This window comes from Clostridium uliginosum, from assembly GCF_900112485.1.
GTDB classification, from domain to species: domain Bacteria; phylum Bacillota; class Clostridia; order Clostridiales; family Clostridiaceae; genus Clostridium; species Clostridium uliginosum.
This window is the reverse complement of record NZ_FOMG01000006.1, coordinates 93,918-117,321: the sequence shown is the minus strand read 5'-3', so window position 1 is coordinate 117,321 and position 23,404 is coordinate 93,918. Positions and strand designations below refer to the sequence as shown.

Annotated in this window: 22 protein-coding genes; all 22 read right to left on the bottom strand. The window is 29.5% G+C overall.

Annotation, left to right across the window (positions count from 1 at the left end):
- Positions 1-19: 19 nt before the first annotated feature.
- Positions 20-2,647, bottom strand: coding sequence for a pyruvate, phosphate dikinase (gene ppdK, locus BM027_RS06040; RefSeq protein ID WP_090089660.1), 2,628 nt, complete (start codon positions 2,645-2,647; stop codon positions 20-22).
- 76 nt (positions 2,648-2,723) lie between these two features.
- Entirely contained in the window at positions 2,724-3,362 is a 639-nt protein-coding gene (ccpN, locus tag BM027_RS06035; protein ID WP_090089657.1) for a transcriptional regulator CcpN, read from the bottom strand.
- 166 nt (positions 3,363-3,528) lie between these two features.
- Positions 3,529-4,152, bottom strand: coding sequence for a DUF4342 domain-containing protein (locus tag BM027_RS06030; protein WP_090089654.1), 624 nt, complete (start codon positions 4,150-4,152; stop codon positions 3,529-3,531).
- Between the two features lie 6 nt (positions 4,153-4,158).
- A complete protein-coding gene (recO, locus tag BM027_RS06025; protein WP_090089652.1) occupies positions 4,159-4,908 on the bottom strand; it encodes a DNA repair protein RecO in 750 nt (249 codons plus the stop codon).
- A gap of 33 nt (positions 4,909-4,941) precedes the next feature.
- Positions 4,942-5,829, bottom strand: coding sequence for a GTPase Era (gene era, locus BM027_RS06020; RefSeq protein WP_090089649.1), 888 nt, complete (start codon positions 5,827-5,829; stop codon positions 4,942-4,944).
- 469 nt (positions 5,830-6,298) lie between these two features.
- Entirely contained in the window at positions 6,299-7,000 is a 702-nt protein-coding gene (locus BM027_RS06015; RefSeq protein ID WP_090089646.1) for a diacylglycerol kinase, read from the bottom strand.
- A 19-nt stretch (positions 7,001-7,019) separates the two neighbouring features.
- On the bottom strand, positions 7,020-7,523 hold the full coding sequence (ybeY, locus tag BM027_RS06010; protein WP_090089644.1) for an rRNA maturation RNase YbeY: 504 nt from the start codon (positions 7,521-7,523) through the stop codon (positions 7,020-7,022).
- 50 nt (positions 7,524-7,573) lie between these two features.
- The gene (locus BM027_RS06005) at positions 7,574-9,634 is read right to left on the bottom strand and encodes an HD family phosphohydrolase (RefSeq protein WP_423230322.1); all 2,061 of its coding nucleotides are present in this window, start codon (positions 9,632-9,634) and stop codon (positions 7,574-7,576) included.
- 62 nt (positions 9,635-9,696) lie between these two features.
- Positions 9,697-10,827 carry a sporulation protein YqfD gene (gene yqfD / locus BM027_RS06000; protein ID WP_090089639.1) on the bottom strand — a complete coding sequence of 377 codons (1,131 nt, stop codon included), beginning with the start codon at positions 10,825-10,827 and terminating at the stop codon, positions 9,697-9,699.
- A gap of 5 nt (positions 10,828-10,832) precedes the next feature.
- Positions 10,833-11,111, bottom strand: coding sequence for a sporulation protein YqfC (gene yqfC / locus BM027_RS05995; protein ID WP_090089636.1), 279 nt, complete (start codon positions 11,109-11,111; stop codon positions 10,833-10,835).
- Between the two features lie 727 nt (positions 11,112-11,838).
- A complete protein-coding gene (locus BM027_RS05990) occupies positions 11,839-12,291 on the bottom strand; it encodes a GatB/YqeY domain-containing protein (protein WP_090089634.1) in 453 nt (150 codons plus the stop codon).
- Between the two features lie 30 nt (positions 12,292-12,321).
- Entirely contained in the window at positions 12,322-12,498 is a 177-nt protein-coding gene (rpsU, locus tag BM027_RS05985; protein ID WP_003371500.1) for a 30S ribosomal protein S21, read from the bottom strand.
- Positions 12,499-12,620: 122 nt separating this feature from the next.
- On the bottom strand, positions 12,621-12,965 hold the full coding sequence (locus tag BM027_RS05980; protein WP_090089631.1) for a histidine triad nucleotide-binding protein: 345 nt from the start codon (positions 12,963-12,965) through the stop codon (positions 12,621-12,623).
- Positions 12,966-13,089: 124 nt separating this feature from the next.
- Positions 13,090-14,394, bottom strand: a complete 1,305-nt coding sequence (gene mtaB / locus BM027_RS05975; protein ID WP_090089628.1) for a tRNA (N(6)-L-threonylcarbamoyladenosine(37)-C(2))-methylthiotransferase MtaB — start codon at positions 14,392-14,394, stop codon at positions 13,090-13,092.
- A complete protein-coding gene (locus tag BM027_RS05970) occupies positions 14,394-15,158 on the bottom strand; it encodes an RsmE family RNA methyltransferase (protein ID WP_090089626.1) in 765 nt (254 codons plus the stop codon). Before BM027_RS05970 ends, mtaB begins: the two co-directional genes overlap by 1 nt.
- Positions 15,159-15,190: 32 nt before the next feature.
- A complete protein-coding gene (prmA, locus tag BM027_RS05965) occupies positions 15,191-16,123 on the bottom strand; it encodes a 50S ribosomal protein L11 methyltransferase (RefSeq protein WP_423230321.1) in 933 nt (310 codons plus the stop codon).
- Between the two features lie 142 nt (positions 16,124-16,265).
- The gene (gene trmB, locus BM027_RS05960) at positions 16,266-16,934 is read right to left on the bottom strand and encodes a tRNA (guanosine(46)-N7)-methyltransferase TrmB (protein ID WP_090089621.1); all 669 of its coding nucleotides are present in this window, start codon (positions 16,932-16,934) and stop codon (positions 16,266-16,268) included.
- Positions 16,935-17,205: 271 nt separating this feature from the next.
- Entirely contained in the window at positions 17,206-18,327 is a 1,122-nt protein-coding gene (gene dnaJ / locus BM027_RS05955; RefSeq protein ID WP_090089619.1) for a molecular chaperone DnaJ, read from the bottom strand.
- Between the two features lie 118 nt (positions 18,328-18,445).
- Positions 18,446-20,296, bottom strand: a complete 1,851-nt coding sequence (dnaK, locus tag BM027_RS05950; RefSeq protein WP_090089616.1) for a molecular chaperone DnaK — start codon at positions 20,294-20,296, stop codon at positions 18,446-18,448.
- An 82-nt stretch (positions 20,297-20,378) separates the two neighbouring features.
- The gene (grpE, locus tag BM027_RS05945) at positions 20,379-20,972 is read right to left on the bottom strand and encodes a nucleotide exchange factor GrpE (RefSeq protein ID WP_090089613.1); all 594 of its coding nucleotides are present in this window, start codon (positions 20,970-20,972) and stop codon (positions 20,379-20,381) included.
- 36 nt (positions 20,973-21,008) lie between these two features.
- On the bottom strand, positions 21,009-22,037 hold the full coding sequence (gene hrcA / locus BM027_RS05940; RefSeq protein WP_090089610.1) for a heat-inducible transcriptional repressor HrcA: 1,029 nt from the start codon (positions 22,035-22,037) through the stop codon (positions 21,009-21,011).
- 182 nt (positions 22,038-22,219) lie between these two features.
- Positions 22,220-23,347 (bottom strand): radical SAM family heme chaperone HemW, encoded by a 1,128-nt coding sequence (gene hemW / locus BM027_RS05935; protein WP_090089608.1) that lies wholly within the window; start codon positions 23,345-23,347, stop codon positions 22,220-22,222.
- Positions 23,348-23,404: the final 57 nt, after the last annotated feature.

Below are 23,404 nucleotides of genomic sequence, written 5' to 3'. Positions count from 1 at the left end.
GAATGTGCCTTAATTTATATTATCTTTTATTTTTAACTTGTGCTTGAGCTGCTGCAAGCCTTGCAAGAGGTACTCTAAATGGTGAGCAAGATACATAATCAAGTCCTATATTATGACAGAATTCAACTGATGATGGATCACCACCATGTTCTCCACATATACCAAGTTTTATATCTGGTCTTGTAGCTCTACCTTTTTCTACTGCTATCTTAATTAAAGCACCAACACCTATTTGATCTAACTTAGCAAACGGATCTTGTTCATATATCTTCTTATCATAATAATCTGATAAGAATTTAGAAGCATCATCCCTTGAGAAACCGAATGTCATTTGAGTTAAATCATTTGTACCAAATGAGAAGAATTCAGCTTCTTTTGCTATCTCATCAGCTGTCAAAGCAGCTCTTGGAATTTCAATCATTGTACCTATCTTATAATCTAACTTAACATTTTTTTCTTCCATTACTTGTTCAACTGTATTTTTAATAACATCTTTAACATATTTTAATTCCTTAATTTCTCCAACTAATGGGATCATTATTTCTGGAACAATATTATATCCCTTATTAACTTTAACTTCTATTGCAGCTTCTATAATTGCTCTAGCTTGCATTTCTGCAATTTCAGGATATGATACAGCAAGACGACATCCCCTATGTCCCATCATAGGATTAAACTCATGTAAGCTTTCAACTGTAAGCTTTAATTCATCAAATGTTAATTCCATTTCCTTAGCTAATGCCTTTATATCTTCATCAGAACTTGGTAAAAATTCATGTAAAGGCGGATCTAACAATCTGATTGTAACAGCCTTACCTTCTAAAGCTTCATATATTCCTATAAAATCTGATTTTTGCATTGGTAATATTTTATCTAATGCCATTCTTCTTTGTTGTTCATCTTTAGCTGTAATCATTTGTCTTACAGCCATTATTCTATCTTCAGCAAAGAACATATGCTCTGTTCTACAAAGACCTACTCCTTCTGCTCCAAACTCTGCTGCTTGTTTTGCATCTTTTGGAGTATCTGCATTAGTTCTAACCTTTAGTTTTCTTATTTCATCTGCCCATGACATAAAGGTTGCAAAATGTCCTGAAATTTCAGGGGTAACAGTCTTTATTTTTTCACCATATACATTTCCTGAAGTACCATCAATTGAAATAAAGTCATTAGAAGTATAAATTTTTCCATTAACTTTAACTGTCCTCTTAACTTCATCTACTTTGATAGTTCCACATCCCGCAACACAGCAAGTTCCCATTCCTCTAGCAACTACAGCAGCATGTGAAGTCATTCCACCTCTTACTGTTAATATACCTTTTGCAGCTATCATACCTTCAATATCTTCTGGAGAAGTTTCAAGTCTTACTAATACAACGTCTTCATCTAAAGCTGCTCTATCTTTAGCTTCTTCAGCTGTAAATGCTATTTTACCACATGCAGCACCTGGTGATGCTGGTAATCCCTTAGCAATTGGTTCTGCTTTCTTTAAGTCTTCAGTATAAAAAGCTGGATGAAGTAATGTATCTAATTGCTTAGGCTCAACCTTCAATATCGCTTCTTCTTTAGTAAGCATTCCTTCCTCAACTAAATCAACAGCAATCTTTAAAGCAGCTTGTGCTGTTCTCTTTCCGTTTCTAGTTTGTAAGAAGTATAAAATTCCTTCTTCTATAGTTATCTCCATATCTTGCATATCTTTATAATGATTTTCTAATGTATGAACGATTCCTTCAAATTGTTCATATATTACTGGATCTTGTTCTTTTAATTTTGATATTGGAAGTGGTGTTCTTATTCCTGCAACAACGTCTTCTCCTTGTGCATTCATTAAATATTCACCATAGATAACCTTTTCTCCATTTGCTGGGTTTCTTGAGAATACAACTCCTGTTCCAGAAGTCTCTCCTTTATTACCAAACACCATTTGTTGTACATTTACTGCTGTTCCCCATTCACCTGGAATATCATTAAGTCTTCTATATACTATAGCCCTTGGATTATCCCATGATCTAAATACAGCTGTTATAGATTCAGTTAATTGAATTTTTGGATCTTGTGGAAAATCTTCACCTTTTTCCTTTTTATATATTTCTTTAAATTCAGATACTAAAACCTTTAAATCTTCTGCAGTTAAGTCTGTATCGAATTCTACACCTTTTTTTTCTTTAAGTGCTTCAAGTTTATTTTCAAACAATCTCTTTTCTATGTCCATAACAACATCTGAAAACATTTGGATAAATCTTCTATAAGAATCATATGCAAATCTAGGATTATTAGTTAAACTAGCAATAATTTCAACAACCTTATCATTTAATCCTAAATTTAAGATGGTATCCATCATTCCTGGCATTGAAGCTCTTGCACCAGATCGTACTGATACTAATAACGGATTTTCCTCACTTCCAAACTTTTTCCCACTAGCTTTTTCAAGCTTTGCTAAACTCTCATAAACTTGACTTATTACTTCATCTGAAATAACTTTTCCATCTTCATAATACTTATTACATGCTTCTGTTGTAACAGTAAATCCAGGTGGCACTGGAATTCCTAAATTAGTCATTTCAGCTAAATTAGCACCTTTACCACCTAGTAAATTCTTCATTGAAGCGTTTCCTTCACTAAAAAGATATACATACTTGTTTGTCATCTCAATATTCCCCCGTTCATTCTCAATTATATTTACTATCGAAACTAAAAGTCTCGTAGCTACCCATGTTAAGTAATTAACCCTCTTGACCACCTAGTTTAACAAATAATTTTGTTATGTTAGTTTTTGAAACTTTACCAATTATCTTAAATTGTTCTTTATCGTCTAATTTTTCTAACGATTCAACAATTGGAATGCTATCTATTTCATGTTCAATAATTTTTTTAGCTAAATTATATGCATTATCATTTTTATTTGCACAAATTATATTTGGCATACGAGTCATTATCACTCCTACTGGAACCTTATGAATATCAGTTCCCCCTATTGCAATTTTAAGAAAATCTTTTCTTGAAACCGCTCCAGTCAAAACTCCCTCATTTTCCACAAACAGTGTTCCTACATCATTAAGAAATAAGAAAATAATTGCATCATATACCATTGTTTCTTCTTTTACTGTAATAGGTTTAGACATTATTTCATATACTTTAATCTTGCTTATATACTCATAAACAAAGCTATTGGATGATTTCCCTGAATATATATATCCAACCTTAGGCCTAGCATCTAAAATTCCTATCATTGTAAGAATTGATAAATCTGCTCTAATCGCAGCCCTTGTAACTCCTAGCTTTTCAGCCAAAGCTTCACTTGTTATTGGTTGCTGCTCTTTAACTAACCTAATTATTTCTTCTTGTCTATCTGATAACTTCAAGATTATCCCTCTTTCTATGAAATACAAGAATTATCTAATCACAACTTAATTATATCATGTAATTCTTCGATAAGTATACTTAATTTTCTGAAAAATTAGGCAATTTCGAAAATATTCCTTGTTTTATTATTTTTCTTAAATATTTTGCTTCCTAGCTTATGCATCTTTATTTATCGTCATCATCAAATTTTACTGTATAACTATAAACAGTGTCATCTCCAGTATAAACTTTTTGTTTTTCTTCACCTTTATGTGATTTAGCCTTAGCCTTAACTTCATTTACTTTATTTTTCATTTTTTCAGCAATATCTGTTGCCTTATCCTTAACATCATTTGAAACTTTTGATACATATTTGTTTACCACTTCAACCGAACCATCTTTTTTAGTAATCTCTATTGTAATTTTAGTGGCTATCGCTGCAATAACAGCAGCTGCTAATACTGGTGGAATCATAACTGCAATAACACTAGCTGCAATGCCTGCATTTACTGGAATATCAATTAATTCTGTATCATCTTTTTTAATTTTTATTCTAGTTATATTTCCTTTTTGAATTAAATCTTTAATCCAATTCTTTAATTCCTCTATTGATAAAGATCTATTACAACTTTCTTCATCATCATAGATATTATAATTTATATCTTCATCTTCTATATTTAATTCTTCTATATATATTAAAGCTTCTAATACATCTCCATCACAAACTTCTAGTGCATGTTTTGCTTTTGCATAACTAACACCTGTTCTTTCTATTACCATATCAACTTTTTCTAATGTTACTTGTTCCATTTATAATCACTCCTTAATGAATTTTAACATTTCTAAACTCTTTGGTTTCTTAGAATAATTATTTGAAATTAAAATATTTGTTACCTTTTCTATTTCACTTTTTATTTGATTTGTTAAGTTTAATCGATATATTTTATCTACTTTCATATTTAATAGAAATCTTAGAGAATTATAAGCAGCCTTTGAAATATATAATCCATATTCCTTTGGACATTCCTCACATACTCCTCCATAATTAGATAAACTTATATAGTTTGATGATTCTATCTTTTTTTTACATATACTACAATTATTTAACTCTAAAGTATATCCTGTATTTTTTAAAACTTTTAATTCAAAAGCTCTTATTAATAATTCATAATCTAAAGCATTTGTATCTAAAAGATAAAGTGTCATAACTAATTCTATAAAAAGTTGTTTATTTTTTTCATCATCAGGTGAGCAAATATCTATTAGCTCACATAAATAAGATGAGTAAGTAAGTTTATCTAGATTATCCAATAATCCTTGAAAAGAATTTATAATTTTCCCTTCTTGAATCGTATACAAATTTCTTCCTTTATACAACATATACTCTCCATAGCATAAAGGCAAAGTTATTGATAGAAATTTACTTCTACTTTTCTTTGCCCCCTTAGCTATAGCAGTAATCTTACCTAACTCTTCTGTATAAAGCCAAACTAATTTATCATTTTCCTTGAAGTCTTGTGACTTTATAATCACAGCTTTACTTTCAAAAAGTGCCAGAAAGATCATCTCCTAAGACATATTTACTTTTAAATGCCTAAATTATTTTTTCTTATATCCTAATTCCTTTAGTAAGTTCTGATTATCTCTCCATTCTTTTCTAACCTTAACCCATATCTTTATATTAACTCTAGCTTTTAAAAATCTTTCTAGTTCATATCTTGAACTTTCTCCAATTCTTTTAAGTGTTTGACCATTCTTGCCTATTATTATTCCTTTATGAGAATCTTTTTCACAAATCAAATCTACTTCTATATGATAAGTTCCTATTTGATTTTGCTTCATTTGAATTATATCAACAGCTATTCCGTGTGGTACTTCATCACGTAAAGTTCTTAAAGCTTTTTCCCTAACTATTTCTGATACAACAAACTTTTCTGGAACATCTGTTATCATATCATCTGGATAATACTTAGGACCTTCTGGCATTGATTCTTTCATTAGGTCAATTAAAGCATCAACATTTTTACCCTTTATAGCTGATATAGGAATTATTTCTTTAAAATCATATTCCTTTGAATACATCTCTAAACTTTTTGCAACTCTATCTTGTGAGCTTTCATCAATCTTATTTAAAACAAGATATACTGGACATTTTTTATCTTTTAAAGACTCCAATATAAACTTATCTCCTTTTCCAATCTCTGTGTCTGGATTAGTTAAAAATAATACTAAATCAACATCTTTTGTAGAGTCCTTAGCAGCATTCACCATATATTCACCTAGTTTATGTTTAGGTTTGTGTATTCCTGGAGTATCTACAAATACTATTTGATAATTTTCTCCTGTTAATATTGTTTGAATATTATTTCTAGTTGTTTGGGGTTTGCTTGAAACTATTGATAATTTCTCTCCCATTATATAGTTTAATAAAGTCGACTTTCCTACATTTGGTCTACCAACAATTGTAACAAATCCTGATTTAAACATTTTGCCTCCTTCTGTAGTCTAAACTTTATTTATAAATAAGATTAGACTTCATTTTTTATTTATGAGTATTTATTAATAGCATATAGTTTATATAAAAAAGTATACTCTATTTATCCTGCTATGTATACTATTGGCAAGCATCATTAATTGTACATTTTAAATTATGGCTATGTTTTAAAACCGTGTTGATATTGTTACATATTGTTCAGTGGGCTAAAGAATTAAACTTAAGAACATCTAAATGAGTATAGTCCCATTCCAGCTTGCTCCAAAGACAAGCTTCGGACAAGCAACTAATGTGACAATACTCATTAAGAATTCTAAAAGTCCAATTCTAATGCCCACTGAACAAAAATGTAACAATATCAACACTATATTAAAACATAGCCTAAATTATAAATTAGGCATCTTAGAAAAAATAACAGTCCAATAGGCAACGTATATCTACTAATTATTTTTTGAATGTGCCTTATATCCTAAAAACCACAAATATAAACATAGTTAACAGAATCCCAAAAATTGCTCCAACTACAACTTCCATTATAGTATGTACTTCTGAGTCCACTCTACTTTGTGCTGTAATAAAAGCCATTAAATAACTTAACATTATACATGTAGGTTCTTCCGTAATTAAAGCTATTGCTGTTGCAATTGAAAATGCTAATGCACTATGCCCACTTGGCATTCCACCTTTTAATGGTGTTCCTTCTCCAAATATGGCCTTTACTATTATTGTTGCAATACACACTATTACTAACACAATAAAAATCGTATATGGCTGTGAATGTTTAACTTTATTAAGTAAACTATAAGAAAGGTACGATAATTTATCCCAAAATATTATGTATCCAACAACTACTGCATTTATAGCCATAACTAAAACAGCTCCCGCTGCTGCATTTTTAGCTACTTTAGCCAAAGGATGATAATAATTAGTAGTTAAATCTATAATAGCCTCTATTGCTGTATTAACTATTTCAGCTCCAATCACCATCGTAATCGTAATAGCTAAAATTAAAAATTCATACTTAGTTATATCAAAACAAAAGCAAGCAACTAATACAAATAGTGTAGCTATTAAATGTATCTTCATATTTCTTTCTGTTCTAACAGTCTCTATTATCCCATTTATAGCATTATTAAAGCTATCTAATACTTTCTTAAACTTCATCTTGCCTTCACCTGCTTTTTTATTCTCTCCTTATATCAAGTGCATTTAAAAGTTCCTCTTCTCTTCTTCTCATAATATTCTTTTCTTCTTCTTCCATATGATCATATCCTAAAAGGTGCAATACTGAATGCATCACTAAATATGCTGCTTCTCTTTCATAAGAATGATTAAATTCTTTGCTTTGTTCTAGTGCTTTTTCTAAAGATAATACTATATCCCCTATAACTAATTCATCCCCGTCAAAATCACTTGGAGAAAAGTCATTTTCCATGTAAATTTCCTTAAATATTTTTTTATTTGGATATTCTAACATAGGAAATGATAACACATCAGTTTCTCTATCTATATTTCTCGTTTCATTATTTATTTCTTTAATTTCATCATTATCAACAAATAGTAATGAAACCTCACATGGCACATTAACTCCTTCTTCTTTCAACGAAAAATTTATTACATTTTTTAAATATTCAACAAACTTATCGCTTAATTCTATTTTTTCTTGTCTATTGTCAACATAAATCATATATCCTACTCCTTTGTTTAACTTATCACCCATTTATTTTTATCTGAATATTATATTTTTTCTTTTGGATACTCAATTCTTTGATGATATATACCGTTAAGAGCATTTAGAAAACATACTCTTATCTTTTCAATATCCCTTAAAGTTAAATCACAATTATCTAATTGCTTAGAATACAACTTATCCTTTATTATGTTATTTACCATTTCCTCAATTTTCTCTCTACTAGGATCTTTGATAGATCTAACCGCAGCTTCAATACCATCTGCAAGCATTACTATTCCAGCTTCTTTAGTGCTTGGAATTGGACCTGGATACATATAATCATCCTCATTTATTTCATCTGGATTTTCCGAATTATTTTTCATAGTATAATAAAAGTACTTAACTAAAGTAGTTCCATGATGCTGTATTATAATATCTTGAATTACCTTAGGCAAATTATGTTTTTTAGCTAATTCTAATCCATCTTTCACATGAGAAATTATAACCATGGCGCTTAAATTTGCACTTATCTTGTCATGAGGATTTTCTCCTCCTATTTGATTTTCACCAAAGAAATATGGTCTTTCTGTTTTTCCTACATCATGATAATAAGCTCCAATTCTAGCTATTACTTGGTTTGCTCCGACTTCTTCCGCTGCCATCTCCGCAAGATTTGCAACTAACATACTATGATGATAAGTCCCTGGTGCTTCCATTAGTAACTTTTTTAACAATGGATTATTAGGATTAGATAATTCTAACAATTTTACAGTTGTAATTTCATCAAAAACGCCTTCTAAAAATGGTAGAATACCTAATGCAAAAATACCTGATAACAATCCACTAATTATAGAAAATGCACTTACTATAAATATTTCTCTTATATTACTTGATAATATTGTACCTGTAGCAAATGTAAGTATTGAACTAACTATTGCAATATATAATGTTGAATATATAAGATCATTTCTTTGTTGCATCTTTTTTAATATTATTGCTCCAAGCACTGCATTTACTAAAGCTAGAATCATAACTCGAGGATCAAATTCCACTAGTGCGCTTATAATAGCCACATTACAGACACTTATCACAAGAGATATCTTATAGTTTAAAAGTAAAGTCAAAAGCATAGGAGCACAAGCAAACGGAATTAGAAAAGGGGATATAGCTCCTATAGTTCTTGTCAAAACTAATGATACTAAGTTTATTAAACTAATAAGAATTAATTTTTTCTTATTTTTAAAAATATCATTATAATTTACGTATATATAGTTATATTGCAAAAATAAAATTACTGCTAAAAATAATGCAAGAGCTAAATATACATAGACATACTTCCCAGATACTCCATCATCTAACATACCTAAATCATTTAATATCAAAAGTTGAGATTCTGTAACAGGCTCTCCTTCTTTTACAATAATTTGATTCTTTTTAATTATTACTTTAGAAACATTCTTTTGAGCTTCCTTTATCATTTCTTCTGTCTTTTGTGTATCATAAAAAAAGTTGGGTTTTATCTGTGATTGAGAAACATACTTTAAAATATCTATTAATGCATTGTTTATATTTAAATCTTTAATTTCTTGAACAACAGTCTCTTTTGCAGCATTAATATTATCTTTATTGTTTTCTTCAATATTTTTGCTATACACTCTATCAATGATGTTAACAACCTGCCACTCTAACTCAATTAAATTTTCCTTTGGAGTATTTATCAATTCCTTATACTCAGTTTCTGTTAAGTTAAATTCAGATATTTTTCTTAATTCTGTTATCTTATCAATTTCTGACATAGTAGTTGCATTTAAGTTTAAAAGCTTATCAAAAAGTCCCTTAATATTTTCTTCAGCTTGTATTCTTACTTCATTTTTGGCAGTATATTGTTTATCTACCTTTTCTATAGCCTCATTTTCTTTTTCTTTAGTTGCTTTTTGATCTATTGTATCTCTTGGCGCTTTTATATCAACTCTAGCAATATCTCCTTCTGTTAAAGTAAATTGCTTTGGTGCTACAACTGTTATAAGTAAAAAATAAGCTATAAGAAAAACTATGGTAAAAAGTAATATATTTTGAACCTTATTGCTTTTGCTACTATCAATGTTTTTATTTTCATCTCTTTTCATTTTCATGTTAATCACCTTCTTATCGCTACACTAAAGTCTTAGACATATAAAAAAAGTATGCCTTAGGATATATTTTCTGCAATATCCTGTTCTACAGTAAATATAACTTTTATTCGTATTTTCGCTTCTGAAATATCTTCTACTGATATTTTCTTTTCTATTATTTTAGCATCATTAGTTAAAGTTTTTTGTAGTGATGCTTGTAATTTTTCTGAAGATTCTTTAATTGTATCATCTCTATTTAAGTTTATATTTTGTCCTGTTCTTTCAAAATATATTACTTCATTAAACAGACCTCCAGTTTCTTCTATTTTATCATAAGATTTAAAATCATTTATAGCTTTTTTTAAGTAAATTTTTCTATTCCAAAAGTTTAAGTAAATATCCATATCTTTTTTACCTGTTCTTTCAAGCTTTTCTCCACTTATTTGTATCTCCATTAACTTTTCATAAAAAGTGTTAGCTATAATAGTACCACTAGGGTTTACTTCCTTTTCAAAACCTTCTTTCCCTTGAATAGGTAGTATTAATACATCCCCCTTTTTTACTATGTCTCCTGGAACTACGGCTGGATTTCCAGAAAATGTGAATGCTCTTTTCACTTCTCCATCCATCTTAGCTACTACTTGATTGCATGATGTTTTATCTGTATTTGGCGGATTAACCTTTTCTGCAACAACTATACTTAAAGTTGATCCTTCTATCCTAGCCCTCACCCACATTACTTCAGAGTTTAAATCTTCCATCTTTTTTTCTATATCATATACATTTATATCTGATTTTTTAATTCCAGGTTTTATTCCTGCTAATGAAAGTTCTTGCCTAACTTCAAAAGGAGATAGATTATTCTTAGTTTCTATATTAATAGCCCATATATAATTCGATAATAAGTATAAAATTATTAAAAATACACCGCCACCAACACATAAAGATATCTTTCTCTTTATCGATAATAATAACACTATTATACCACTTTTACCTACTACTCTCATTTTCCCATTAGCTTTTTTAACCAATAGTTCAACATCTTTATATGATACAAAAGGAACTTCAAATCTTACCGTAGTTATATTTACTTTAACTATTTTTGAGGCACAAATTCCATTGTGCCAAAGTAAATTTAATATTTTTTCTGGTATTAAGCTACTCACTTCTATTGTTATTTTTCCACATTTTAATTTATTTAATATCATTATTTTTACCCCTCATAAGATATACCTTTAAATATTCCACTTATAGCAATAGTGTTGTCTCCAATAAAAAGTATTTCAAATCCTTCCCCTATTATTGTAATTGAACCAATTCTAGAATTTATTTTAATCATGCTATTTTCAAAAGCTATAATACCTCTGTGATTTTCAATTGTTATTTCTCTATTTCCAGTAACAATTATCTTTGGTAAATCTAAAACAACATCCGTTGGGAAATCTAATTTATCAAATATTTTTTCTCTTCCTCGTTGAAACTTATGCTCCATATCTTCCCCCTACATACAGTGATTCTTAGCTACATATGAATAACTTACTTATTAACATTAATTTTTCCACATGAAGATTATAGGACTTCATCTTTTATATATAAGCTTTTCTATCAACCTTAGGCACATTCAAAAAAGTACCAGTATGCTTGTATATTTCCCACCATACTGCGTCAGTAAGTTCTGCTAATAGTCTAATATTATCAAAACTTATCTCCTTCTCTGATGAAAAATATACGGCACATCTTTGGTCTATTATTTTCTTTCATGTGCCTTAATTACGATAGATGGTATATATTAGATAAATTCCTTCATTGTAATTTATGATTGAATATCTAAATTAATTCATGAATTTTTAGTATTAATATATTTTTAAATATAACAAAAACAACTTTATTTTCTAAAAAAGGCATCTTCAAAAAATAATTAGTCAATACGTCACATATTGGACTGTTATTTTTTTAGATACCTTATATTATTTTCCCATTAAATCATTATATTTTTATTTATTTAATTTTAGGCCATAAAAAAAATATCAAGTCAACGATGCGATATATATTGGTGCATCAGACAAAAAGGCATATTCACCTAATAGTGGACTATTAGGTGAATATGCCGACTTAGTATTATACAAAATAGACTAGCATACCAAATTGTTACTTTTTAAATGTGCCTTAAGCATAAAAAAATAATAAATAATAAAAGAACTCTAAAAAGAGTTCTTTTATTATTTATTATTTAAATATTCTTTAACGATTTGACTTACAAGTTTACTATCAGCTCTCCCTACAATCTTAGGTCTGATAGCTGACATCACTTTTCCCATATCCTTAATGCTATTTGCACCCATTTCTTGAGCTGATTCTTCTACTATTTGTTTTATTTCTTCTTCATTTAACTGCTGAGGAAGGTATTCTAGCAAAATTTCTAGTTCAACTTTACATTCATCTACTAAATCTTGTCTATTTCCCTTTTCGAATTCAAGCATAGATTCTCTTCTTTGCTTGACTTCCTTTGCTAAAATGTTAATAACTTCAGCATCTTCAAGCTTAACATTATCAGTTTTTTCAACTAATAATATTGCAGCTTTAGCTGTACTAATTACATTAGCTCTGAATTTATCTTTAGCTTTTAAAGCAGCTTTCCAATCGTCTTGAAGTCTATCCTTAATTGTTGGCATTACTGTACCTTCTTTCAAAAGAAATCATTATTATTTGAACTTTCTCTTTCTAGCAGCTTCTGATTTTTTCTTTTTCTTAACGCTTGGCTTTTCATAATGTTCTCTCTTCCTAACTTCAGAAAGAACCCCAGCTCTAGCACATTTCTTTTTAAATCTTCTTAACGCACTTTCAAGTGTTTCATTTTCTCCAACTTTAATTTCTGACATTTACTATCCCTCCCTCCGCTAGCTTAAATTAATTAACTCAGCTATGGGCTTATAACACACGTTATATTATACAATATTAAAACAAGTACTGTCAACATATTAGATTAAAATCTATTATAATTTTAACCCGGTGGCCATTGCAAATTTCTACTAGCTAATACATGGAAATGTAGATGATTAACTGTCTGTCCTCCATCTTCTCCACAATTGTTTACTATTCTGTATCCTTTTTGTGATACTCCTAGATCTACTACCAATTTATTAATAACCTTAAATATATGTGAAACAACATTAATATTATTTGGATTTAAATCATTTGTACTCTCTATATGTTCCTTAGGAATTACTAAAAAATGAATTGGTGCTTCTGGATTCACATCATAAAAAGCATAAACTAGTTCGTCTTCATATAACTTTTTACTTGGAATATCTCCATTTATAATTTTACAAAATATGCAATTCTCCATAAACTCACCTCCTCATTTCTCTCTTACTCATTATAAGGCATATCCAAATAAATAACTAGAAAAATTATAATCAAACATTCTTGTTTATTTACTTTTAAATACCTTAGAATATTATATCAAAAAACTAATTAACTCTGCCAATTATATATTCCTGTTTTTCCTCTTCTATATGGCAGTTAATGATTTTTCCTATCATTTCCTTATTAGCATTAAGTATTTCAGCTTTTACATAATTTCTTGTATATCCTTCAAACACGCCTGGTCTATTAGGACATTCTTGTTCCATTAAAACATCCATGTCTCTCTTAAGTAAATTTTTAATAAACTCAGCTTCATTTTTTTGATTTAGTTCTGCTAAAACCTTACTTCTGTTATCCTTAGTAGTTCCATCTATTTGATTTTTCATTTCTGCAGCTTTAGTTCCTTTTCTTGGACTATATTTAAAAAGATGAGTCTTTGTCAATTTGACTTTCTTTAGAAATTCATATGTTTCATTAAATTCCTCTTCAGTTTCACCTGGAAATCCAACTATGACATCAGTAGTTATTGATACATCTTTAATATTATTTCTTAATATCTCAACTGTTTCTGCATATTCTGAAGCGGTATATTTTCTATTCATTCTCTTTAAAGTTCCATCAGATCCACTTTGAAGAGATAAATGAAAGTGTGGACATAATTTTTTCATACTTTTTATCTTATTTACGACTTCAACTGTAAAAAACCCTGGTTCAATCGAGCCAATTCTAACTCTCTCTATACCATCTACCTTTTCAATTTTTTCCAACAAACTTACCAATGTTACCTCTGCACCTAAATCAACTCCATAAGATGCCGTATGTATACCTGATAATATTATTTCCTTAAATCCATGTTCTGATAACTTTGTTATTTCTTCAAGTACTTTTTCAGGCTTTTTAGAACAAGTAGCCCCTCTTGCATAAGGGATTAAACAATATGTACAAAATCTATTGCATCCATCTTGTATCTTTAAAAATGCTCTAGTTTTATCTTGATATTCCTCTATATTAAGTTCTTCAAACTCTTTATTCTTAAGCACTTCTTGAACATTTACTTGAATCACATTCTCATCTCTAGCTTTATTTACATAGTATACTATATCTCCTTTATTCCTTGTCCCTAAAACTACATCTACACCTTCTATTTTGGAAACTTCATCAGGTGATATTTGAGAATAGCATCCAACAACTGCGATTATTGCTTCTTCATTAGTTCTTCTTGCCCTACCTATTATTTGTCTTGATTTTTTATCTCCCATATTTGTTACTGTGCAAGTGTTTATAACATAAACATCTGCAAAATCATCAAATTCAGTAATACTGTATCCTTCTCTTATAAACTTTTCAGTCATTGCTTCAGTTTCATATTGATTAACTCTACATCCTAATGTCGCAAATGCAACTTTCATTAAATATTTCCTCCTAAATCTCCTAGTTCATATTGAATTAAAGAAGCAGCTACAAATCCTGCTGTTTCTGTACGTAATATTCTATTTCCCAAAGTTATTATATACGCTCCTTGTTCCTTAAGAATATTAATTTCTTCCTCTTCAAATCCACCTTCAGGCCCTATCAGAACGCCAATATTTTTTATAGCACTTAAATCCTTACCTTGTTCATTAAATTGTTTCATAAGACTTTTAATCCCAAAATTTTCTGCATTTTCATATGGAATTAATACTAAATCCATATTGCTTAATTCTTTTAAAGCATCATTAAAATCAATAGCTTCTCTAACATTTGGAATTATACTTCTTTTGGATTGCTTTGATGCTTCTAGTGCAATCCTATTTAATCTATCAATCTTTTTAAACTCGCCTTTAAGTTTTACATCTACCCTTAAAGTAATAGTTGGAACAAATTCAGATATTCCAAGTTCTGTTCCTTTTTGCACTATCAAATCCATCTTTTGTCCTTTTGGCAATCCTTGAAAAAGAGTAATCTTAACTCTACTTTCATTATTTATTTCTAAAGTACTAAGAATATTAATAATAACCTCTTGTTTTCCAACACAAGCTATTTCTCCTAAATATTCTTTTCCTTCACAATTGTTTAAAACTACTTTTTCCCCTTCATTCAAACGTAAAACCTTATAAATGTGTTTTACGTCATCTCCAATTATTTTCCCCTCAGTTTCTGTAATATTACAGGCAGGAGTAAAAAACTTATGCATTGAAAACCTCCTTTTTGAATGTGTCTTAGTATTTATTTTAATTTAGCAACTATACAGTTCCATTCTCCATCTTTATTTATCTCTACAACTTCAAATCCGCATTCTTTAAGTTTTGAAGTAACCATTTCAACTCTATCATGAATAATACCTGATGTAATAAATAGTCCACCTTGATTTAAAGCTTTTTTAACGTCCTCTGTTAATATGCAAATAATCTCAGCTATTATATTTGCAACCACTATATCAGCCTTGCCATCAATAACATCTAATAGGTTTCCTTCTAATATCTTAATATTATCTAAATTATTCAATCCTACGTTTTCCTTTGCTGATTCAACTGCAACTGGATCCAAATCAACTCCAAATGCCATATTAGCTCCGAGTTTTGCTGCAACTATAGCTAGTATACCTGAGCCACATCCAACATCAAAAACAGTTGTATTAGGCTTTACGTACTTTTCTAGAGATGCAACACACATTCTAGTAGTTTCATGAGTTCCTGTTCCAAAAGCCATTCCTGGATCTAATTCAACTACTAATTCTCCAGCTTTTGGTGTATATTCTTCCCACATAGGTTTTACAACTATCTTTTCAGTTATATTAGCTGGCTTATAATACTTCTTCCAATTATTCGCCCAATCTTCCTCTTTTATCTTTTCACACTGAACAATTCCTTTACCTATATCTATTCCCATGTCTTTAATTTCTTGAATTTTTTGTTCTGTATAAGAAACTATTTCTTCCACATTGTCTTCATCTGAAAAATAAGCTTTAATAACAGCAAATTCTCCTTTATGTTCTAATACATTTATATCCGCAAAATCCCAAGTCAATGGTCCCTGTTTTCTTGTTAATAAATCATTTGGATCTTCTATTGCTACACCCTTACAATCTAAGCCATAAAAAATTCCTGATATAGGTTCTAATGCCTCACTACTTGTTATAACTTTAACTTCAGTCCACATTCTGTTCACAAATTATCATCCTCTCTTTTTTCAATATGCCTTAGGTATCTTTAGATAAAATAACTATTGATTACTGTTCTTTAGGAAGCTTCAAAAAAATAATTAGTCAGTATGATGGTCTATTTTACATCATCTTGACTAGTTATTTATTTTCAGTTCCCTTAGTTGCTATTAAAAATTTTGTTTTTATTCCTTTTTTTGTAAACATCTTTTCATGTTCTGTTTGAACATTGCCTTCAAATTCACTTTCATGAAGATCATACGTTATATACTTAATTTTAAACTTACCTTCCTCAAAATATTCAAGTGATTCTTTAAATAATTCATCATCATCTGTTTTAAACCAAATCTCTCCTTCATCTTTCAAAAAAGTTCTATATTGATTTAATTGTCTTGTATGAGTTAATCTTCTTTTTTTATGCTTTTCTTTTGGCCACGGATTACAAAAATTTATATATATTCTACTTACTAAATCTTCTTCTCCTAATATTTCATTAATAAGTCCTATTTCTTGAGCCATTAACTTTACATTATCTAATTTTCTATTATTTATTTTATATGCCTCTTCTATGTTTCTTTTAGCTAATCCTAATACTTCATCCTTTATGTCAATTGCAATATAATTAATGTCTTTGTTTTCTGAACCATGTACTGCCATAAAAGTTCCTTTTCCACATCCCAATTCTAAATATATAGGTTTATCATTTTTAAACTCTTCTCTCCATCTTCCTTTATATTCTTTTGGATTTATAACAAAAAACTCACAACTTTCAAGTTCAGGTCTTGCCCATGGTTTTTTTCTCATTCTCATGTTCATTCACTCCATCTTCTATCATTCATAATAATTATACATATATAAAATTATATTGCAATTCTATGAAAACAAAAACGGAACAAGAAATTAATTTAAATACTAATTTTCAAGTAGACACATGAAAGGAAATAACAGCAAAAGGCTATTTATATCTTGTGTTTGATACAAGATATAAATAGCCAATATATATGATGACTCCTTTATTAGTAAGTCTCACTATTACTTTATGCTTATTTTTTATATTTATTCACTAAGTCTATAATATAATTTATTTTTTTTTACTAAAAAACGTTTTTTTAGTGTGATAACTATTTTCTTCTATTTCTTCACCACAGGCTTCCATGAAACCACATAATGCATCTTTTTGTTTTTGTGTTAATGACTTAGGTATATCAACAATAACTTTTACATATTGATCTCCCTTGCCACTTGAATTTACTCTCGCTACACCTTTACCTTTTAGTCTAAATAATGTACCTGATTGAGTTCCCTCTGGTATAGTATACTTCACATTACCTTCTACTGTATTAACAGTTATTTCGGTTCCAAGTGCAGCTTTAGCCATTGAAATATGTGTATCTATATAGATATCATTTCCTTTTCTTGTGAAAATCTTTGATGGAGCAACATTAATTCTTACATATAGATCTCCTGCGCTTCCACCTTTTAATCCATGTTCTCCTTGTCCTCTAAGAGGCATCACATTACCTGTGTCAACACCTGCTGGAACATTTACTTTTATCTTTCTGTTCTTTCTAACAGTTCCTTTTCCTCTACAATGTGTACATGGATGTTCTATAATACTACCTGTACCACCACACCTATCGCAAGTAGAAGTTGAAACAAAGCTTCCAAGAGGAGTTTGTCTTTGAACTCTTACTTGACCTGCTCCTTGACATGTTGGACAAGTTTTAGGATTACTACCCTCTTCTGCACCTGAACCATTACAATGTTCACAATTTTCACTTCTATTAAGAGAAATTTCTTTTTCAACACCAAAAACAGCTTCTTCAAAAGTTAATGTTAGTGTATATTCAAGATCATTTCCTCTAACTGGTCCATTTCTTCTTCTTGAACTTCCGCCACCAGTGAACATATCAAAAATATCACCAAAGCCACCCATATCAAAGCCACCGAAGCCACCAGATCCTCCAAATCCTCCTCCATTAAAATCAGCTGTTCCAAATTGATCATAATTAGATTTCTTCTCTGGATCTGAAAGCACTTGATATGCTTCATTTATTTCTTTAAATTTACTTTCAGCTTCTTCGTTTCCTTTATTCTTATCTGGATGATATTTTATAGCTAATTTTCTAAAAGCTTTTTTAATTTCATCCTCACTTGCACCTTTTTGAAGCCCCAAAAGTTCATAATAGTCTTTACTTGCCATTTGTTATCGTTCACCACCTAGTTTTATTTTACACTTTAGACATTCAGACATTAAAAGGGGAAGACGAGCAATGCCTTCCCCCCCCTTATATTATATTAGATAGCTAGATTTAGTACAACTATTTATCTTCATCTACCTTAAAATCTGCATCTACTACATTATCATCATGTGCTGCTCCTTGAGCTCCACCTGCTGCATTTGGATCAAATCCAGCTCCTTGAGCTGCATCTCCACCTTGATCTGCATAAAGTTTTGAAGATACTGCATAGAATTCTTGAGTTAATTCTTCTGTTGCCTTCTTAATAGCTTCTACATCTTCACTGTCTTTTATAGCCTTAAGAGCTTCAAGTTTTTCATTAACCTTAGCTTTATCTTCAGCTGAAACTTTATCTCCAAGTTCAGTTAATGTTTTTTCAGTTTGATATACTATTTGGTCAGCATTATTTGCAACTTCTACTTTTTCTTTTCTCTTCTTATCTTCTTCTGCAAATTTTTCCGCTTCTTGTACTGCCTTTTCTATTTCGTCATCATTTAAATTAGTTGAAGCTGTAATTGTAATATTTGCTTCTTTTCCTGTTCCCTTATCCATTGCTGATACCTTAACAATACCATTTGCATCTATATCAAATGTAACTTCAATTTGAGGAATTCCTCTTGGTGCTGCTGCTATTCCTGAAAGTGTAAATCTCCCTAATGTCTTATTATCTCCAGCCATTTGTCTTTCACCTTGAACTACATTGATTTCAACTGATGTTTGACCATCTGCTGCTGTTGAGAATACTTGACTCTTCTTTGTTGGAATAGTTGTATTTCTTTCAATTAATGCAGTAGCAATTCCTCCTGCAGTTTCAATTCCAAGTGTTAATGGAGTAACATCAAGTAATAATACATCCTTAACTTCTCCTGTTAATACTCCTGCTTGAACAGCTGCACCAACTGCAACACATTCATCTGGATTAACTCCTTTTGAAGGTTCTTTTCCTGTAAAGTTTTTAACTGCTTCTACAACAGCTGGGATTCTTGTTGATCCACCAACTAATATTATTTTTTCAATTTCATTTATAGAAAGTCCAGAATCACTTAATGCTTTTTTCATTGGTTCAATTGATCTTTGAACTAAATCATGAGTAATTTCATTAAATTTAGCTCTTGTTAAATTTAAATCTATATGCTTTGGACCTGTTGCATCAGCTGTAATAAATGGTAAATTAATATTTGTTTGTGTTGATGCTGATAATTCAATTTTTGCTTTTTCAGCAGCTTCTTTTAATCTTTGAAGTGCCATCTTATCAGTTCTTAAGTCAATACCATTTTCAGCTTTAAATGTATCAGCTATATAATTCATTATTTTTTCGTCAAAGTCATCTCCACCAAGTTTTGTATCACCATTAGTTGCTAATACTTCGAATACTCCATCTCCAAGTTCAAGGATAGATACATCAAAAGTACCGCCACCCAAGTCATAAACTAAGATTTTGTGATTTGAATCCATTTTATCTAAACCATAAGCTAAAGCTGCTGCTGTTGGTTCATTTATTATTCTTAATACTTCAAGTCCTGCAATCTTTCCTGCATCCTTTGTTGCTTGTCTTTGACCATCATTAAAGTAAGCTGGTACTGTGATAACTGCTTGAGTTACAGATTCCCCTAAATAACTTTCAGCATCAGTCTTTATTTTTTGAAGTACCATAGATGATATTTCTTGTGGTGAATAATTCTTATCATCTATAGCAACTTTATAACCTGTTCCCATATGTCTTTTTATTGATATAATTGTTTTATCTGGATTAGTAATTGATTGTCTCTTAGCAACTTGACCTACTAATCTTTCTCCATTTGCTTGAAAAGAAACTACTGATGGAGTAGTTCTTGCTCCTTCTGCATTTGTTATAACAACTGGTTCTCCAGCTTCCATAACTGCTACGCATGAATTAGTAGTACCTAAATCAATTCCTATAATTTTTCCCATAATATATTCCTCCTAAAATTTCGTTTAGTTTATTTCTAATTTTTTACTTTTATATTCTAAATAGCTATTTTAATAGACTATTTTAGTTAGCTACTTTAACCACTGTATATCTAATAATTTTATCTTCTTTTTTATATCCTTTTAAGAAAACTTCTACTATTTGATTGGTTCCTAAGTTTTCATCTTCTACATGCATTACTGCTTGATGAAAATTGGGATCAAACTCTGATGATGCATCTATTTCTTCAACGCCAAGTTTTTCAAAAGAATCCTTGCACGCTTTTATTGTCATTTCAACACCTTTTTTTAAGTCCTCAACACTTCCTTTAGCCTCAACAGCTCTTTCAAGATTATCAAGGATAGGCACTACTTCTTTTAATACATCTACACTTGCATCTCCATATATACCTTGTTTTTCTTTTGTTGTTCTTTTTCTATAATTGTCATATTCAGCAGTAAGTCTTAAAAGTCTGTCATTTAAAGCTTCTAATTCTTCTTTTAACTTTTTATTTTCTTCTTTATGTTTTTTTAGCACATCAAGTTCATCCCCTTCTTTATTTAAATCTTCTTTTGAAGTTTCTTGGGGTTCTTGATCTTTTAAAATTTCTTCTTTTGCTTCTTCAGCATTATCTTCAATTACTATATCATTTTCTAACTTTTCTTCATTATGTTCCATTATTTGAAACTACACCTCTTCTCTTTAATTTTATAACTATATATTTTGATTTGTTAAAATATTGTTTAATTCTTTTACAATTTGAGCCATTATTGCTATAACTCTTGAATAATCAATTCTCCTTGGACCAATCAAACCAATAGTACCAATTGGTCTATCTTTAAAAGAATACTCTGCTGATATTATGCTACATTCTTTGGCTTGTGGCCTATAATTCTCTTCTCCTATTCTAATTGTAATATCCTCACTTGTTTGGAATAAATCCATTATTGACTCTTTATCATTAAGAAGAGAAAGCATTTCTTTTGCTTTTTCAATATCATTGTATTCTGAATAATTAAAAATATTTGTTGTACCTTCCATAATTACTTCTGAAGAATTTGATACATTTAATGTCTGATATAAAGCTGGTAAAAGTGCATTAAATAATTCATCATATCCATGCAAATCTTCTTTCAATTGATTAATTACCTCAAGATTAATTTGTTCTATAGAAAGATTAACTAATCTTTTATTAATCATCGCATTTATTTTATTCAATTCTTCAATAGTTGGAGTTTGATTAATTCTAATCATGTGATTTTTTATAACTCCAGTATCTGCTAAAATTACGGATACTAAACTATGATTATCTACTTTTATTAATTGAATTGATTTAATAAAACTTTTTTTAACTGAAGGGGTTTGAACAACACATGTTAGATTAGTAAGATCAGATAATAAAGCACTTGTTTGTCTAACTATCTTATCAACTTCTAACATTGCGGAATCAACAATATACTGTTTTATTCGCATATCTTCTTCAGGTGTTAATAACTGATCTACCATTAATTTATCAACATATAATCTATATCCCTTACTAGAGGGTACTCTTCCTGCTGAAGCATGAGGTTGTTCTAAATATCCCATATCTTCAAGATCAGCCATCTCATTCCTTATTGTTGCAGAACCAACTCCTAATTCATATTTTTTTGCAATAGTTCTAGAACCTACAGGATCTCCAGTATGAATATAATCATTGATAATAGCTTGAAGTATTTTTATTTTTCTATCATCAATAGTCATAATCTCACCTCTTTTTGTTAGCACTCACTATGTTCGAGTGCTAATGACTATGTTTTAAATATATTATTTATCATGTTTTTTGTCAATTCTATTTATATTTGATATTCTTAAATTCAGTTGTTTTACTGCGAATTTCACTGATTTATCTCTTATTTTCTCAAATTATCTTTGATTTTCTTGATTTATGATATTATAAAATCACTCATTACCCAATTAGAAACTTCTACTCCGTGTGAAGTTAATCTTATTCTTCCCTCATTACGCCTTAATAATCCTTGTTTAATATTTTTATTAATAGCCTCTCCATAAATCTCATCTATATCCATATTAAATCGTTTCTTAAACTCATTTTCATTTATTCCACACATCATTCTAAGTCCCATAAACATAAATTCTTCCATATTGTCATTAATATTATTTAAATGTATTTCGTTCCCAACATCTTTTCTACTATTTATATTTAATATATACGCTTCAATGTCATCTAAATTTTTAGTTCTTTTTCCATCAACAAAAGAACTAGCTGAAGCCCCTAATCCTAAATATTCTTTGCAACGCCAATAAACTTTATTGTGATAACACTCTTTATCAATTTTAGCAAAGTTTGATATTTCATATTGGACATAATCATGCTTAGCTAAAATTTGTTTTGTGGTTAAATACATTGTTCTCTCATCATTTTCTGAAGGTAAATTTAACTTATCTTGTTCATATAAATTATAAAAGCCTGTTCCTTCTTCAACTATCAAACTATATGCTGAAATATGTTCTGGATTAAGCATCGCTACTTCCTCTAAAGAGGTATTCCAATCATCAATACTTTGGTTTGGAAGTCCAAACATTAAATCTATATTTATATTATTGAATCCTAATTTTCTAGCTAAAAAGTAATTATTTTTAAATTCTTCATAACTATGTATTCTTCCTATATTTTTCAAGATAGAATTTTTTATAGATTGAAGTCCTATACTTATTCTATTTACACCATATTCCTTCATAATTTTTAATTTACTTTCATCTAAAGTTCCTGGATTACACTCCATAGTAAATTCTAAATCTTTTTTTAAATCTAATTTATTTAACGTTTGCAAAAGACTTTTTAAATCCTCATTTTTTAAATAAGATGGTGTTCCTCCACCAATAAATATGCTTCTTATTAAATATGTTTTTGCCTTTTGCAAAATTTCTTTATTTAAGGCCACAACATATGAGCTCATTAATTTATCTTTTCCTGAATACGAAGGAAAATCACAATATAAACACTTCTGCTTACAAAATGGAACATGTATATATAAGGATATTTCTTTCATTTTTTTATCCTCCTAAAATAAGAAAAAGCCTAATTTTTAGTAAATTAGGCTCTACTT